Raw genomic sequence first — 16,706 nt, forward strand, 5'->3', positions numbered from 1 at the left:
CCTTGGTCTGTCAGTGGCTGGTAGCTGGCTTGAGCAGTGACGGGGCAATGGACTCTAATGCCTGTCCGCCCAGCAGAAACGTAAGAGTGCTGCCGGTCAGGCTGAGATCGGCCGTCAAACGTGCCAGTTCCAGCTCCAGAGCCAGTTCATCGCTGGCCGCATTAATCACATCACTGAACTGCGCGGTGTTATTCTGATAGCCACGTTCAACAGCTTCGGTCCTTTCTTTTGCCTGTGGCAGCAAACTGTTCTGATAACGTTCCAGCCGCTCTGTCTGACTTTGTCTGTCAGCCAGCAAGGCATTGACTCTGGCGTTCATCTGAGCAAGGAGCAGGTCTTTCTGAGATTTAGCTGCGCCAACCTGATAGTGCGCAGCGGCGCGGTTTCTGTCCTGACGGTTGTCAGTAAAAAGCGGGAGATCTACAGTCAGATAAGCACTGACCAGATCTGAGGCTGGTTCGCCTCGCATGTTTTTTGCCTGCCGGTAGGCATACATGACTTCCACCGCAAACTGAGGCTTGTATGCTTCGCCAGCGATTTCAGCCTGAGTCTGGCTGGCTGATATTGCCGCTTCAGTCATTGCCACCATAGGGTGTTGAGTAAGCAGATCGTAAAACTGACTCGTACCATTGTGCGACCTCAGCAGAGCGTCCAGTGCCGTCCCGTCAAATTGATAACTGGCAGCCAGTGAGGCATTCGCCGACAACCAGTCGGCACCCAGCCATTCGGACATCTGAGAGATCAATTTACGCTGGCTCTGTCGGTTGGCCTGAAGTTTGTCGTCCAGGCGGCTCACCTGAAGCCGTGCCTGAAGCAAATCCTGGGCTTCACTTTTGCCAATCGCGTAGTTGGTCTGTATATAACCGGCCATTTCCGACATCAGCCGCTGATTTTCCCTTAACACACGTTCGGCATATTGCTGATAGCCCAGTTCAAACCACAGCTGAGTAATGCTGTTGGCGACTTCTCTTTGCCGGACCTGAATTTGCCAGTCCACACCTTCGGCTTGCTGACGCACTTTTCTGGCCTGCAACTCGAGCGTGTCTCCGCGCTCAAACTGCTGCATCAGACCTACTGATATATTGGTCATGGGATCGTCATCAAACTGAAAGCTATCTACAGGCAAGCCGCCGACACCGACTCTCAGTTTAGGATCCATTTGAGTGGCGCTGGCGACCGCCGATTCACGTAGCGCACTGGATTGCGCTGCGAGTTGCGCCTGACTGGCGTCATTACGTAAAGCCAGCGCAATCAATGTTTGTAACGATACTGGCTGAGCGTCCTTGTGAGCGGAAACGACAAGTGTCTCTGCTGCCCAGGCCGGAAACTGCCATGCCGGGTACAGCCAGGCGGCACTGATACTCAGCGCCAAAGCATGCATATGTTTTTTCACCATACCATCCATTCTGTTTGCTGCCGGAAAACGGCAGAAAAACGATACTCACCGTGTGTTCACGGCGAGGCAACTTATGAAAAATGGAGTCAGGCGATGGGAGGACGATAAAGGGACTGAGAAGTGTAAACCACTGAAACAGCGTTCTCTGATGGTCTCAAAGCGAACTGGCTCATAAGAGGAACAGGCTGATGCTGGATGGGCAGCACAAAAGCCGTACCGCAGGTTGCGGTGCAGCAGGTGTGAGTCATGGTCATATCATGATCACAGCCGGGTTGAATCTGCATGTTGTGTTCTGAGTGTTCGTTGTGAACCGTTTGAGACATACCGGCACAGTGTGGTTCAGCCGATATCATGCTGTCACTAAGCATACTGAACGTCATTAAAGGCGTGCTATTGGCCACACTCGATACAATCAGTACCAGTGAGGTAAATAAGGTTAACCAAATTGTCCGAAGTGATTTCCGACGCATAACCAGCCTATTAATGTTTGAACGGCTACACCCTAAAGCTTTCCCTTAGGGTAAGGTCAATACAGATGGACCCCTCTAATAAAAAAATGATACCTGTGGCAAAAAAGATCAATCACACCACACTCACATTAAGCTATATTTCTGCACATTCTTACCCTTGCAACACATGCCTCGCCAGCCTGATCATATTAAAGAAAGCATAGTTACTAACTTTATGCCAAAAAGGAATAGCTCAAAGCGCATATCAATCCGCTTTTTTATCCATCTCTATAAGCCTGATAAGCGCTTCACCTGACGACACAGATATACGGTTTAAGAAACCTCGCGCTATTTCTGCAGATCATTGGCCTGGCAGCGATATTTGCGAGAGATCTCAGCCGTGGACAGGAGCTCTCGAAAGCATAAAGCCTGTCGACCGAAGCGGCAGACAGGCTTTAAAATCCATGAACTCAGTTTAACCAAAGCCTCAACTCAACCAGAGCCTTGCCAGCAAGCCCGGCGGTGTAGTGATACCACTGGTGATAAAAGTTACCTTACCATCACGAACGATAAACACGGTTGGCGTAAAAGCCACACCCCATTCACGGCCCAGCACATTTTTTTCATCATTTACATTCTGAAAATCCAGCCCTTTGTTAGCAAAATACTGCTGTAGCTTTTGTTCAGAACCTGACGACAAAGAAATACCGACCGTTGGATAATACTGACTCAGCCAGTTAACACTCGGCGTCACAAAGCGGCACACGCCACACCAGGTCGCCCAGAAATACACGACCACAGGCTGCTCTTTACTGAGCGCCGCAATATCAACCGCCTCACCTTGTATATCCAGCGCTTTCAGGGTAAAAGGCGCATCATCCGGTACAGACTGGCTTCGCCAGAGATCGACCCCTACGGAAACCACCGTCAGCAGCACTGTAAAAAAGAGGATTTCTCTCAGCCACTTTTGCCATTTTCCCGTGCGCTTTTCGTTCTGTTCAGACACTGGCTTATCCTCCCTGAGCCTGCTGAATAGCAAGCATCACATCTTCGCTGGTGTAAATTACAGGTAACGCAATACCCTGAGGCGCACCCGGGCCATAAACAATATTAAATGGCACGCCGAACCGGCCATTCGCCTGCAAGTAAGCAGTCACGGCATCGTTAGGTATTGTCCAGTCTCCCTGCATACGCACCAGACCGGGTTGCTGAATCGCGTCGTAAACCGGTTGTTGCAGCAATACGCGAACCTTGTTGGCTTTACAGGTGATACACCAGTCTGCGGTCACATCCACAAACACGGTTTTGCCCTGCGCAACCTGCTTACTGATGTCAGCAGCCAGCAGCGGCTGCCAGCTTGGCTCTGGCGGCAAAGGTGTCGCCCACTTATCCGCGGTCAGACTGGCAGTAAGCAGGACAACAGCACTGATCAACAAAAACACGCTGCCCAGTACGCCCACTGGCTTGCCGCCAAACACCTTAACCGAACGCCACACAATCAGGCTCATACCCAAAATACCTGCCAGCCAGAGTGACCAGACAGGCCAGTGTGGTGCCAGCAACGTCAGCAGCCATAATGTTGTCGCCAGCATCATGATTCCGAACAGAACTTTCATTTTGCCCATCCAGACACCTGGCTTAGGTAACCATCGCACCATAAATGGGAACAGAGCGATAGCCATCCAGGGCAGTGCCATTCCCAGCCCCAGGCCGGTAAAGATCACGGCCAGATTGCCGACACTGCCTGCCAGAGCAAAAGCGACCGCCGTGCCGAGAAACGGCGCGGAACACGGCGTGGCAAGAAAGGTGGCAAACATGCCTTGCGCATAATGCCCAACATAACCTTTACCGCCTTTGGTGCCGAGCCAGGTACTGATACCCGATGGCAGACTGATGGTAAACAGTCCCAGCATATTGGCACCAAAAATGAAGGTCACCAGTACCATTAGGGCAAGGAAAGTTCCGCTCTGGAACTGTATTCCCCAACCGATAGCCTGCCCGGACAGCTTCAGCGCCACCAGAGCCAGTGCAATCAGCCAAAATGCACTGATGATCCCGCCGGCCGATGCCAGAAACTGGAGTCGAATCTGTTGCTTTTCCTGCTTTTCCGCCGTCAGCACGGTAGAGAGCTTCATGCCGAGCACCGGCAGTACACACGGCATGATATTGAGGATCAGTCCGCCCAGCAGCGCCAGACCGAACATCACCAGCAGGCTGTGACCTGCCTGAGCGGTAATAATTCCGCTTTGCACCTGTACACTGTGTTCAGACAACACCGCATTATCTGTCACGGTTACATTGAGCGCTTGTTGTGCAAGATCCGGCTGACCGAACCAGCTCGACACTGCTATCTGCGCAGTCAGGATTTCCCCCTCTATACTGATTTCCGGACGCGAGAAATGGCTGTCTTTGACCGCTTCGGCATCACCATCAATAAACAGATCGGGGTTGACCCACCCCTGCGCGTTGCTCAGGACTAACTGCAGTTTGCTTTGGTCGGCATCCCAGATCGCTGACTTGATCCCGGCCAGCGAAGAGGATTGCGGCACAGTGCTTAACGCTTGCGCATAGCGGCGCATGTCAGTCTCTGAAGGTGTCAGCGCTGAAGGAATAAAGGATAAATCAATCGGGTAATCGGTGATCACACAGACAGTCGAGCACGAAGACAGACTGAGAGTGGCCAGCAGAATCGCCGGCTGGGAAAAATCCTCCACCTTGATGGTCATCGGAAAAATGACATCCTCGGCATAACCTATGGTTTCCACACCGAGTACGTCATATCTTTTCGGCACAGGCCACTGCCAGTCCAGATCGACAATATTCGCCGAGTCCTGCCAGTGAATACTGGGAGCCACGCCCCCTTCGCCGGGAGAGCGCCAGTACGTTTTCCAGCCCGGTTGCAGCCGCACTTCCAGATAACCGGCGACTGTCCCACTGACCGAATCTGTCTGTCCGGTTAACACAAAGCGTGTTTCGACCGGCGGATGATTAGGATCGCTCAGCCAGCCCGTGCTGACAGGCGATGCCTGGCCCACAGACATAAACAGCAGGCACAGCCATAGCCAGCTGCTTGCCAGCCATTTAATGATCAAACTTTGATTTTTTTGCATTGTTTTTCCTAAGTAATAAACACACAGACTTTTTTGGGCATCATGCCAAGCGGTATGTGTGTCATTCCCGGAAAATACACAGCGTCAGGTGAATGCGCCTTTTAGGCACTTTAGGATCGCGGCACAGGGGCGGTGAAGGACAGCCTGCACCGAGCAGACCCGCAAGCATCAGAGTAAGCAGCAAAATGGGGATCAAGAAGAACGTATCGAGTTGCTGATATTTCAGCTGCAGCAGTTGTTCTGATAAATCACAGTCAGAGGAAGACGCCTGTGCTTCCGGCTCAGCCATATCGCTGGCAGAGAAGATTTGCACGGCTTCAACAGGCTGATACGGACAGAGCGCCAGCACCGCTGTGTTCTTCGACAGACACACGAACACCACCCAGACGGTTAAGAGTAACGCCCAGTGTGCTAAAAATTGTCGTCGGAAAAAATGCGGCATGATGGCTTGTCTGTCCCGTACCCTGACCCGTAATACTCTGATGCAGCTGACTTAGGTTTCAGCATCATCCACAGGAAAATACCACGAAATAACGCCAGGGTAACCCGCAGAGTGTTACCAGGCATGTCTGGCTACTTATTACATCGCCATATGTCCCATGCCGGACTCTTCTTTCGGGTTACGGCCGTATTCATTGGTGCCGGGCTGTCCTTCTCTGGCGAAGAAAAAGAGCAAAACAACAAAGCCTAAGACCGGGATCAGGCTCAGTAACATCCACCAGCCTGATTTGCCAATATCATGCAGGCGCCGAACCCCTACCGCAACAGAAGGAATCAGTACCGCCAGCGAATACACACCGCCCAGTAAGCCAGTCCCCTCCCCTGTGCCCGGCGTATTGAGCAGATTGTCTACTATGCCCAGCGCCAGCGTAATGACCAGGTTAATCAAAAAGAAATACCAGTACTCCTGTCGCTGCGCGCGACCTGAGAACACCGCGTACTTTCTGAGAGCGTACAAATACCAGTTCATGCTCAATCCCTTAGGTTGGAGGCTGTCAGGTAAAATTCTGCGGGTGACCAGGGTCAGTTACACTCAAGTATAGAGTCAGATCACAAATTTATAGTTTTTCTGTTTGGGTAATAAGGAAAGCGATAGGGTTCACACCCTGTAAACAGAAATGCCGCTAAGCACCGAAAGCTGAGATCAAGCGCAAAGTCTGTTTGCTGTTACGCGCTACACTCAAAGTATCTTCATGATTCATAAATAAAAGCATCAGACTTTTTCACTTTTCGCCTGCGAGCAAGAGCAACTATGACGGACAACTACCAGCAGCTGATCCAGCAACTCGGCACCCTGCTTGATGCCGGGCAGATCATCACAGACGAAGCCAAACGCCTTGCCTATGGCACCGATGCCAGCTTCTACCGACTGATCCCCAGAGTGGTACTTCGCCTGCACAATCAGAATCAGGTCATTGCAGTGATTCGCGCCTGCAGTGAGCTGGACATTCCCTACACCTACCGTGCTGCAGGCACCAGTCTGTCGGGACAGGCAGTCTCGGATTCCGTACTGATCACTTTGAGCGATCAATGGCGAGACCACCACATTGAAGACAACGGGCTGAAAATCACCCTCCAACCCGGTGTTATCGGTGCTGATGCTAACCGTTACCTGGCGCCTTACGGGCGCAAAATCGGACCGGATCCCGCTTCGATCAACACCTGTAAAATTGGCGGGATCGCAGCCAACAATGCCAGCGGTATGTGCTGCGGTACCGCGCAGAACTCCTATCGCACGGTCGATGGCATGACAGTTATCCTGACCGATGGCACAGTGCTGAACACCCGCGATGAAGCCAGTAAAGCCGCCTTCCGCCACAGCCATGCATCATTACTCAGCAATTTGTCTAAACTGAAGAAAGACGTCGACACCAACCCGGCACTGAAAGAAAAAATCCTGCATAAATACCGGCTGAAAAACACCACAGGTTACGCGCTGAACGCGCTGACGGATTTCAATGACCCTATTGATATTCTTGAACACCTGATGATCGGTTCGGAAGGCACGCTGGGCTTTATCGCCGACATTACCTACCGGACGGTTATCGAGCACCCTCACAAAGCCTCTGCCTTGCTGGTTTTCAGCAATATCGAACACGCGAGCGAAGCCACGTCCATACTGGCCACCACGCCTGTCTCCGCCGTTGAAATGATGGATGGCCGCGCCATGCGCTCTGTTGCCGATAAGGCGGGCATGCCCGAGTTTATCGCTCACCTGGATCTGGAAGCGGCTGCCTTACTGGTTGAAACCCGCGCAGGTGAGCGCGACGAGCTGCTCAGCCAGTGCGATGCCATCATGGGCAGTTTGTCTACCTTTACCGTCATTGAATCTGTGCCGTTCACCTCTGAGCCTGCCACTGTCAATACGCTATGGGCCATCCGCAAAGGCATGTTCCCCGCGGTGGGCGCGGTACGGGAAACCGGGACGACAGTCATCATTGAAGATGTGGCTTTTCCTGTTGCGGATCTGGCTCAAGGTGTTCGTGATTTACAGGCCCTGTTTGCGCAGTTCCGGTATCACGAAGCCATCATTTTCGGTCATGCGCTGGAAGGCAACCTGCACTTTGTGTTCACCCAGGGGTTTGATGTACAGAGTGAGATCGACCGCTACGGCGCTTTTATGGATGCCGTCGCCGAGTTGGTGGCCATCAAGTACCAAGGTTCGCTGAAAGCCGAACATGGCACCGGCCGCAATATGGCACCTTACGTCGAGCTGGAATGGGGTACAGAAGGCTACCAGCTGATGCAGCGCATCAAGCGGCTGTTCGATCCGCAAGGGCTGCTGAATCCGGGTGTGATCATTAATGACGACCCGCACGCCCACATACGCCATCTAAAACCCATGCCCGCAGCGGATGATCTGGTGGATCGCTGTATAGAATGCGGGTTTTGTGAGCCTGTTTGTCCGTCGCGGACCCTGTCTTTATCCCCGCGCCAGCGCATTGTGTTATACCGCGAATTGCAGCATCGTCGCCGCAGCGGTAACACAGCCGGCGCACAGTCACTGGAATCTGTCTTTCAGTATCAGGGAATCGATACCTGTGCGGCTACTGGGCTGTGTGCAGAACGCTGCCCGGTGGGGATCAACACAGGCGATCTCATCAAAAAACTGCGTACCGACAAATATCAGCGCTATACGCCCATTGCGCGCTGGACGGCGGATCACTTCGCCACCACAACCCGCTTAGTGAAAACCGGTCTGGGTGTGGCGCAGTCTGCGCAGTCTTTGCTTGGCAAACACAGAATGACAGCGATCAGCGACACGGCCAGACGCTGGAGTCACAACAACACACCGCAGTGGCTGCCAGAGTTGCCGACAATCAATCGTCATGCGTTGACTGAAAGCGGTAACAGGCCGGCACACGGCGAGAAAAAAGTGGTGTACCTGCCCTCCTGCGCCAGTCGTACTATGGGGCAGCAGTCAGATAATCCTGATCAACGATCACTCACAGAAGTGACATTGTCACTTATCACCAAGGCCGGATTCGATGTCATTTTGCCAGAAGACATCAATGATCTCTGCTGCGGTATGCCTTACGACAGCAAAGGGATGACAGAGCCTGCGACGCAAAAAAGCCAGCAACTGGAAGATGCACTCTGGCAAGCCAGCGAGCAGGGCAAATACCCGATTCTGATCGATGCCAGCCCCTGCGCCAAACGCAGTGTGGAAAATTTCAGCCGACTGATGAATATTGTCGAGCCTGTTGGTCTGGTGCTGCATTATTTGCTGCCACACCTGGAGCTGAAACGTCTGCATGAAACTGTAATGCTGCATATCACGTGCAGCAGCCGCAAGATGGGACTTGAAAATGACATGCTGGAGCTCGCCAAAGCTTGCGTCAGCACTGTGATAGTGCCGGAGCACATTCAGTGCTGTGGCTGGGCGGGCGATAAAGGGTTCAGTCTGCCTGAACTTAATGCCGCCTCGCTGGAACCATTGAAAGCTCAGGTTCCGCCAGACTGCCGGCGTGGTTTCAGCAACAGCCGTACCTGCGAAATCGGCCTCTCGCACCACAGTGGCGTGCCCTATCAGTCGATACTGTATCTGGTGGATGAAGTCGCCCGTTAGTGCACAATGCGTGAATACGCAATAAGCCACAGGCCAGTGACTGCACTGGCCTGTAATATTGTTATCTCGCGCTCAGATCTCAGCATTAAGACAGAAAAAGCAAGCCGCCGACACTACTATAAAAAGGCCTTTAGGTCTTACAAAGCACGAAAAAACCCGCCAGTAATCTTATTGGCGGGTTTCTTATTTTTGTTAACTTTCAATTTCTTGCGTTAATTTCGCATATTTTTAGCTGGCCTTGATGCTGTATTCTTCACTGCCTTTAGTTACCTGAAAAAAGCTGACCTGCTCAACCACTTCCTGGCTGACTCGGTGCATGTCATCACTGCATTGCACCGTTTCAGAGGCAATGGATGAGGTCTTATCCGACAGCGCCTGAACCGTATGAATATTCTGGCTGATATCAGCAGCAACCGCGCTCTGCTCTTCTGCTGCTGTCGCAATCTGCTGAGTCTGCTCATTGACCTGATTGATCATACTCATGATGTCTGCCAGTAACTGGTTGGTTTCAGACATTCTCGCTTCGGCCTGATCGGCCTCTGTGGTACTGTCTGCCATCATGTCAACGGCGCTGCTGCAGGCTTGTTGCAGCTGAGCCAGCATCTGCTCAATTTCATTGACGGAAGTTTGTGAGCGCTGTGCCAGCCCGCGCACTTCATCGGCCACCACAGCAAAACCACGTCCCTGCTCACCGGCACGTGCCGCTTCAATCGCCGCGTTCAGGGCCAGCAGATTCGTTTGTTCGGCAATACCGCGTATCACTTCCAGAATACTTTCAATTTTACGGGATTCGCCATGCAGCTCGTTAACGACACCCGACGTATCTTGCAGAGTGGCAACCAACCGCTGAACCACAGACTGGGTATGCCCGGAAGATTCGATGCCCCTTTCTGCCAATTCCATCATCTGATCCGATGCTCTGGCTGAATCTGAGGTATTGACAGCGATACTCTTACTGGTGGTTGAAAGCTCTTCAATCGCCGTCACAGCCTGAATGGTATGCTCTGCTACCTCACCTGCCGCGACCTGAATATTGTTATTAGCGTCCTGTAAAATACGGCTGTTTTCTGTCACCAGGGTGCTGGAACGCACTATGCCTGCAACTGTACTGTTCAGACGGTTTACTGTGCTGTCAATGGCGCTGCTCAGCTGGGCAACTTCGTCTGTCCCTTTCACATTGGACAACACATCCAGATGACCGCTGGCCAATGCTTCTGCCGTCGCCTTAACCCGGCTGATACCGCCAACCAGACCTCGCGCAATCCAGTGGCTCAAAACAAAGGCAATCAGCACCGCCAGGATAATGGAGACATAAAAGACAGTATTGGCGGTTTTAATCGACTGCAGAGTATCTTCATTGGCCTGAATCGCCATCTCCGCACTGGTCTGCTGGATTTTATCGAACTGCAGATTCAGGGCTTCATAACTGTCAACGAAGGCTCTGAACACAGGGTAAGGCGCCTGATGGTTCGGTGCCGATTCCATATCCGACACAAACTGATGGGTATTAGCCTGATACACAGACAGCTTCTGCTCAAAGTCAGCCAGTAGCTGAGGATCTCCGTTGTAGTCTTGCTTCAGCTCTTTGACCAGTTCTGGAGTGATCGCACTGTTTTTATCGACAATCGCATTAAATTCGGGAACTTGTTCATACAAACCCAGCAGATACACTACCTGCAACCCGCGCACGTTACCGATAATATCGGCTTGCGCCTGGCGAATCTGGCTGATCAATTGCGATACTTTGTAGTTATGCTGGTAAAACTCACTGAAATTATTACCAATGCGGTCATTGGCTGATTTAATGAATAACATTGCAATCACGAACATCAGTGAGACTGCACCACCTAAAACCAAAATTTTATTGCGGATTGAGAAATGACTAAGCTGCATTGACGCGCCCCAAACAACGTTTTGATGTAATTTTGTCCTCACTATTCACAAAAAGAAAAATAAAGGCAAATAAATGCCACAAGGGAATGACAGAATGCCACTCGATCTCAAATTTTTGCATAAATAATACAAATAAATTTAATTCTGACTTGTAAGTCAACCACATTCGCGCTTAATAAATTTCATGCTTCAAATAAAAAAACTTATGCAACCGAAACATAAAAGCCGCATGAATGCGGCTTGCTGTGCGACTCGCATCATTTGCTCTGGCGTTTTCTCCTGCGAATCATACCGATACCAGCCAGCATTGAGCCCAGAATGGCAACACTCGCAGGTTCAGGTACCGGCACCTCGGTCATTGCAGAAATATTGGCCTGGATGAAGGCCTGATTGGTGCTTTGCTCAATGGTTTCAAACCGATCAGCAAACAGACCGTTGACCATAAAACCCTGAATATTCAGCGTATACTTAATGCCGTTAACCGTAGTGACATCTGTGAACTGTGAAGTGGAGACCGTAATAATATCCGCACAACCGTTCACGTTCACCCCAACGCCATTCGCTTCCCCGTTCGCGCAGGGCGCCGCGCTATTGCTGGTCTCGTTGTGAGTAAAGTTAAACACAAACTGCACATCCACCGGCATTCCGCCGTCAATAGACACTGTCGTACTCAGTTGCAAATCGACACTCTGCAGGCTGGCTCCCGTGCTCAGAATGACATTATTTAAATGGGTAAAAGTCCCCAACTGAAAATCATCGCTGGTGCCGTTATCAGTATCAAAAGTGGTTTCGAAGCTGGCGGCAGAGGCAAAATCATAGCCGCTCTGCGGACCCGAAGACGGTGATGGCAGCCCCCAGCGCAGCATAGGGTTATCCGTTGCATTGCCGATCGTCACTGGCTGGCCACTACCGGAATCCGCCACGGCGTTAACCCAGGAACCGGTAAATGCGCCAAACTCAACAGTGACTAATGCAGCATTGGCATGAGCACTTGCCAGCATCACCAGGCTGAACATCGTTATTTTTGTCACAGGTTTCATTACACACCCCCAACCCAACTTTATTGTCGTTATTGTGTTCGGGAAAAATGCATCAAGTTCTGTGCCATCACGGCCTGATCAACAGACAACGCCGTCAGGAAAGCCCGGACATTTCAGGAAATTAAATCAATAAATCAACGCCATAACGCTAACTAAGCTGTATTTGTGTTTTTCGGGTAAGACTGCGATTTTTTCAGACCAGCTTGCCCAGAACCCTCTACGTCTGTCTGTGTAAAAAAAGCCGACATCAGGATCTCGGCCCTGCGATCCGCTATGGCTGTACCGCGGATCCAGTGAGAAATGGCTTCCAGAATTCATCATACAGTCAGGCATTATTTATTCCTGACGAGTATGATTAATGGCCTTTCAGTAATCTAAGATTGCATATCCGCCACGATTGTCCATGTATATCAGCCACTTAGTCTTATCTTCATAGAGTGTTCAATAAACTGCAACAAACCTGTCATAAAACTCTCCTAACCTGTGCCTCGTTCGTTAAACAACTGATTGGCAATTCCGCCAAATTCGAAAGGATATGGAAAAATGAAAGCAAAGGTTATCGGTGCTATCACACTGGCTGGCTCAATGATGTTTAACCCGGCTATGGCGGCTGAAACAATTTCTGTTGTTGGCTCTTCTTCTGTAACGCCACTGATGGAAGTATTCGGCGAGACTTACGCAAAATCCCACGATGTAGTAGTTGAAGTTCAGGGTCCTGGTTCTTCTGCCGGTATCCGTGCAGCGCACGACGGTTCTTCTGATTTGGGCATGAGCTCACGTGATCTGAAATCGTCTGAGAAAGCGTCTGACATTCAGGAAGTTGTGATTGCCCGTGACGGTATCGCCGTTGTTATTCACAATTCCAACCCTGTTACAGATCTGAGCAAAGAGCAGGTCGCTCAAATCTACAAAGGCGAAATCACTAACTGGAAACAAGTAGGCGGTGAAGACAAGCCTATCGTTGTGGCGACCCGTGATACCGCTTCTGGCACACGTGGTGCCTTCGAAGACATCATGTCTCTGAAGCGTAAAGTTAACGGTAAAACCGTTTCAGCGATTTCTCAGCGTGCCCAGGTGGCCAGCGGTAACGGTCAGCTGAAAACTATGGTTGCCAGCAACCCGTTCTCTATCGGTTACATTTCGCTGAGTTCTGTAGACGACTCTGTCAAAGCACTGTCTATTGAAGGACACACGCCATCGGTTGAAGCAATCAAAGCCGGTGATTACAGCGTACAGCGTCCATTCCTGGTGGTGTACAAAGACGGTCGCCCTTCCAAAGCCGCTCTGGATTTCCTGAACTGGATGAAAACGGCTGACGCACAAAAAATCGTCTCTGAGCAAGGTTTGATTTCTACTCACTAATTTGCAATGCCTTTTCCGGCCTGGTTTTCGGGCCGGATATTTCGATTTCTCAGTACCTGAAGTTTTTGGTTCAGTGTCTGGAGTAATGCAAAATGACCATCGCTAATAATATTGAAAGCGCACAGAAGAAATCTCAGCTCGCTGCTGCAAACAAAATTGACTGGCGTGAACTCTTTTTTAAATACCTTTTCCTGGCGAGTGCTGTTATCGGTATCTTGTCGCTAATCACTATCGGCTATTTCATTTTCCGCGAAGGCTTTGCCGCCTTCGAAGAAGCGGGGGTTGCCGGTATCGTCCTGGGTGATGAATGGCTGCCGCCTGCACTGTTCGGCATCTTCCCTATGATTGTTGCTTCTGTGGTTTCAACCGCAGGTGCTGTGATTCTGGGTGTACCGGTTGGTGTGATGACCGCTATCTTCATCGCTGAAGTGGCTCCCAAACGCCTGGCTGATGTTATTCGTCCCATGATTGAACTGCTGGCGGGTATCCCCTCTGTGGTTTACGGTTTCTTCGGCCTGGTGATTATCGTTCCTCTGATCCAGAACGTGTTTAATGTACCGGCAGGAAACACTGTGCTGGCAGGTATTATTGTACTGGCTGTCATGATTCTACCTACAGTGATCACTGTGTCGGAAACCTCCATCCGCGCCGTACCGCGCAGCTATAAAGAAGGCTCGCTGGCATTGGGGGCTTCGCACATTTTCACCATCTTCAAACTGCTGGTTCCGGCCGCGCGTTCCGGCATTATGACAGGCGTCATTCTGGGTATTGCTCGCGCCTTAGGTGAAACCATGGCCATTATCATGGTCATGGGTAACTCCCCGGCGATGCCTGAAGGCCTGCTGGATTCAGCACGTACTCTGACCGCCAATATTGCGATTGAAATGTCGTACGCCACCGGTATTCACGCCAGCGCCCTGTATGCCACAGGTATTGTGCTTCTGGTGTTCATCATGATGCTGAATGCTGCCCTGCTTTACCTGAACCGTGAGCGCGCGAGGTAATCCAAATGACTTCATCAAATAGTACACATCTGCAGGCGAGTAACCCTGCCAGACAACAACTCAAAGACAAAATATACCTCTGTGTGATCTGGACATCCGCCACGGTAACGGTAGGTTTCCTGCTGTGGGTTGTCTGGTACATTCTGAGCAACGGCCTTGCCTATGTCGACTGGACATTCATTTCCAGCAACTACACAACCCTGGGCGAAGAGTCGGGTATCTGGCCGATGATCGTTGCCACGCTGTACATGGTGCTGGCGTCGATTCTGGTCGCGGCACCTATGGGGATCATGACCGCGATATACCTGACAGAATACGCCAAAGTCGGCAGCCGTCTGGTAAAAGTGATCCGCTTCTGTACTGAGTCGCTGGCGGGGATTCCGTCGATTATTTACGGCCTGTTCGGCATGACTTTCTTTGTGGTTGTGCTTGGCTTTGGGTTCTCGATCCTGTCTGGTGCTCTGACACTGAGCATTCTGATTCTGCCTGTGATCATCCGTACCACAGAAGAAGCCTTGATGGCGGTACCGCAAACTTACCGCGAAGGTTCATACGGGCTGGGCGCATCGAAAATTTACACCATATGGCGTCTGATATTGCCAAGTGCAATGCCAGGCATAGTCACTTCTATCATCCTCAGTGTAGGTCGTGTCATCGGTGAATCGGCACCTGTGTTCATGACAGCAGGCATGGTGGCCCGTCTTCCGGAAAGTCTGATGGACTCCGGCCGGACGCTCACCGTGCACCTGTACAAGCTGACTCAGGAACTCTACACCATTCATGAATGGCATCAGGCTTACGCCACTGCCACCATTCTGATTGTGGTTGTTCTGATCATCAACCTGTGCACCAAACTGCTTGCTAAACGCTTTAACACTGCGACTTACTGATTTCGGGGAAACACATTATGAACAAATTTAATATTGAAAATCTGGATCTGTTTTACGGCGACAACCAGGCACTGAAAAAGATCAATCTGCCGATTCCGAATCGTCAGGTTACTGCATTAATCGGCCCGTCTGGTTGCGGTAAATCCACACTTTTGCGTTGCCTGAACCGCATGAATGACCTGATTGAAGGCGTCAAAATCAAAGGCAAACTGTCGATGGACGGTGAAGACGTGTACGGCAACATAGACGTTTCCAGACTGCGTATCAAGGTTGGCATGGTGTTCCAGAAGCCCAACCCTTTCCCGATGAGCATTTACGAGAACGTAGCTTACGGCCTGCGTGCTCAGGGAGTGACAGACAAAAAACGTCTGGATGAAGTGGTGGAGCAATCACTGCGCGGCGCGGCGCTGTGGGATGAGGTGAAGGACCGCCTGAAATCACACGCCTTTGGTCTGTCTGGCGGTCAGCAGCAACGTCTGTGTATCGCCCGCACCATTGCTATGGAGCCTGAGGTCATTTTGATGGATGAGCCGACTTCTGCACTGGATCCGATCGCGACGAAAAAAATTGAAGATCTGATGGAGTCACTGAAAAAGGACTTCACCATAGTCATCGTTACCCACTCTATGCAGCAGGCACGCCGAATTTCAGATCGTACCGCCTTCTTCCTGATGGGTGAGCTGGTCGAACATGACGATACCTATGCGCTGTTCAACAATCCACGTGATGACCGTACCCGTGGCTATGTGAACGGCGACTTCGGCTAAACCAGGATTCCGCACGGCATAAAGAGGCCGTGAAATACAGCCTGTCTCCGAAACAGCAGATAGCCTAAACGACAGATAATAAAAGCGATGGTAAGTACTTGCCCCCGACATTGGGGGCTTTTTTTTGCTCTTTTTTTACCCATTCCTGACATTTAACACAACAGCCGGCCTTACACTCAAATGAACACTGATTAATTCTATTGGCACCGATATTCAGGCCAAGGCCAGACAGGTGAGATGATGCAAAAGAATCATGAAATTTCACATGCTAAATCCTGGATTAACAAGCTCGCAGCAATGGATGCTCACCCCAAGCTCACAGGTATTCTGCAATCTTCGCGGATCATGACGCAACAATATGCCGCCTATTGCCGTTTACATAACCTGATGGCTTTCTCCTATTCGCAAAATGGCCACCAGCAACTGCTGGCTGATACCCTTGCAGCTTCAGGGTGCGATGCCCTCATCTGTGATCAACGCCACTACCCTGCACTCTGGTATATGCTGCACCAGATTAACCGGCCTATGCTGATCATTCTGAATCAGGAAATGTGGACGCCGGACTGGTGCTGGCAATTTGATCATCATCAATTCCTTTGCCAGCAGGACTTGCTCTGACCTCACCTGCAACGGTCAGCATGTTATAATCACGGCACTCATTCTCATCGCGGCACACTCATTGCCGCGATGTACTTGTATTTATCTCCCTGAACCGGAATACCGCTC

At 51.0% G+C, this 16,706-nt stretch carries 13 protein-coding genes; 6 read left to right on the forward strand and 7 right to left on the reverse strand.

Going from position 1 to position 16,706, the window contains the following annotated elements:
• Positions 1-10: 10 nt before the first annotated feature.
• From D6M16_RS06375 to D6M16_RS06400, 5 genes are all read right to left on the reverse strand, one after another.
• Positions 11-1,396 (reverse strand): TolC family protein, encoded by a 1,386-nt coding sequence (locus tag D6M16_RS06375; protein WP_120511891.1) that lies wholly within the window; start codon positions 1,394-1,396, stop codon positions 11-13.
• 936 nt (positions 1,397-2,332) lie between these two features.
• Complete coding sequence (locus D6M16_RS06385; protein ID WP_046219793.1) at positions 2,333-2,851, reverse strand: protein disulfide oxidoreductase; 519 nt, start codon at positions 2,849-2,851, stop codon at positions 2,333-2,335.
• Between the two features lie 4 nt (positions 2,852-2,855).
• A complete protein-coding gene (locus tag D6M16_RS06390; RefSeq protein WP_120511084.1) occupies positions 2,856-4,955 on the reverse strand; it encodes a protein-disulfide reductase DsbD family protein in 2,100 nt (699 codons plus the stop codon).
• A 61-nt stretch (positions 4,956-5,016) separates the two neighbouring features.
• Positions 5,017-5,397 (reverse strand): hypothetical protein, encoded by a 381-nt coding sequence (locus D6M16_RS06395; RefSeq protein ID WP_120511085.1) that lies wholly within the window; start codon positions 5,395-5,397, stop codon positions 5,017-5,019.
• 138 nt (positions 5,398-5,535) lie between these two features.
• The gene (locus D6M16_RS06400; RefSeq protein ID WP_120511086.1) at positions 5,536-5,925 is read right to left on the reverse strand and encodes a DUF805 domain-containing protein; all 390 of its coding nucleotides are present in this window, start codon (positions 5,923-5,925) and stop codon (positions 5,536-5,538) included.
• A 282-nt stretch (positions 5,926-6,207) separates the two neighbouring features.
• Here D6M16_RS06400 and D6M16_RS06405 point away from each other — a divergent pair, with 282 nt between their 5' ends.
• A complete protein-coding gene (locus tag D6M16_RS06405; RefSeq protein WP_120511087.1) occupies positions 6,208-9,024 on the forward strand; it encodes an FAD-binding and (Fe-S)-binding domain-containing protein in 2,817 nt (938 codons plus the stop codon).
• A 228-nt stretch (positions 9,025-9,252) separates the two neighbouring features.
• On the opposite strand, the gene D6M16_RS06410 is transcribed toward D6M16_RS06405, so the two are convergent.
• Both D6M16_RS06410 and D6M16_RS06415 read right to left on the reverse strand, forming a co-directional pair.
• Positions 9,253-10,917 carry a methyl-accepting chemotaxis protein gene (locus tag D6M16_RS06410; protein ID WP_120511088.1) on the reverse strand — a complete coding sequence of 555 codons (1,665 nt, stop codon included), beginning with the start codon at positions 10,915-10,917 and terminating at the stop codon, positions 9,253-9,255.
• Positions 10,918-11,174: 257 nt separating this feature from the next.
• The gene (locus D6M16_RS06415; RefSeq protein ID WP_120511089.1) at positions 11,175-11,957 is read right to left on the reverse strand and encodes a THxN family PEP-CTERM protein; all 783 of its coding nucleotides are present in this window, start codon (positions 11,955-11,957) and stop codon (positions 11,175-11,177) included.
• 543 nt (positions 11,958-12,500) lie between these two features.
• Here D6M16_RS06415 and D6M16_RS06425 point away from each other — a divergent pair.
• The 5 genes from D6M16_RS06425 (at position 12,501) to D6M16_RS06445 (ending at position 16,598) form a co-directional block, all read left to right on the forward strand.
• Complete coding sequence (locus tag D6M16_RS06425; RefSeq protein WP_120511091.1) at positions 12,501-13,319, forward strand: phosphate ABC transporter substrate-binding protein; 819 nt, start codon at positions 12,501-12,503, stop codon at positions 13,317-13,319.
• Between the two features lie 92 nt (positions 13,320-13,411).
• Complete coding sequence (pstC, locus tag D6M16_RS06430) at positions 13,412-14,323, forward strand: phosphate ABC transporter permease subunit PstC (RefSeq protein WP_120511092.1); 912 nt, start codon at positions 13,412-13,414, stop codon at positions 14,321-14,323.
• 5 nt (positions 14,324-14,328) lie between these two features.
• A complete protein-coding gene (gene pstA / locus D6M16_RS06435; protein ID WP_120511093.1) occupies positions 14,329-15,213 on the forward strand; it encodes a phosphate ABC transporter permease PstA in 885 nt (294 codons plus the stop codon).
• Positions 15,214-15,230: 17 nt separating this feature from the next.
• Positions 15,231-15,980: a phosphate ABC transporter ATP-binding protein PstB gene (gene pstB, locus D6M16_RS06440; protein WP_120511094.1), complete on the forward strand. Its 750-nt coding sequence runs from the start codon at positions 15,231-15,233 to the stop codon at positions 15,978-15,980.
• 240 nt (positions 15,981-16,220) lie between these two features.
• Positions 16,221-16,598, forward strand: a complete 378-nt coding sequence (locus D6M16_RS06445; protein ID WP_120511095.1) for a hypothetical protein — start codon at positions 16,221-16,223, stop codon at positions 16,596-16,598.
• Positions 16,599-16,706: the final 108 nt, after the last annotated feature.

It is taken from the genome of Photobacterium salinisoli (assembly GCF_003614885.1).
Lineage (GTDB): Bacteria > Pseudomonadota > Gammaproteobacteria > Enterobacterales > Vibrionaceae > Photobacterium > Photobacterium salinisoli.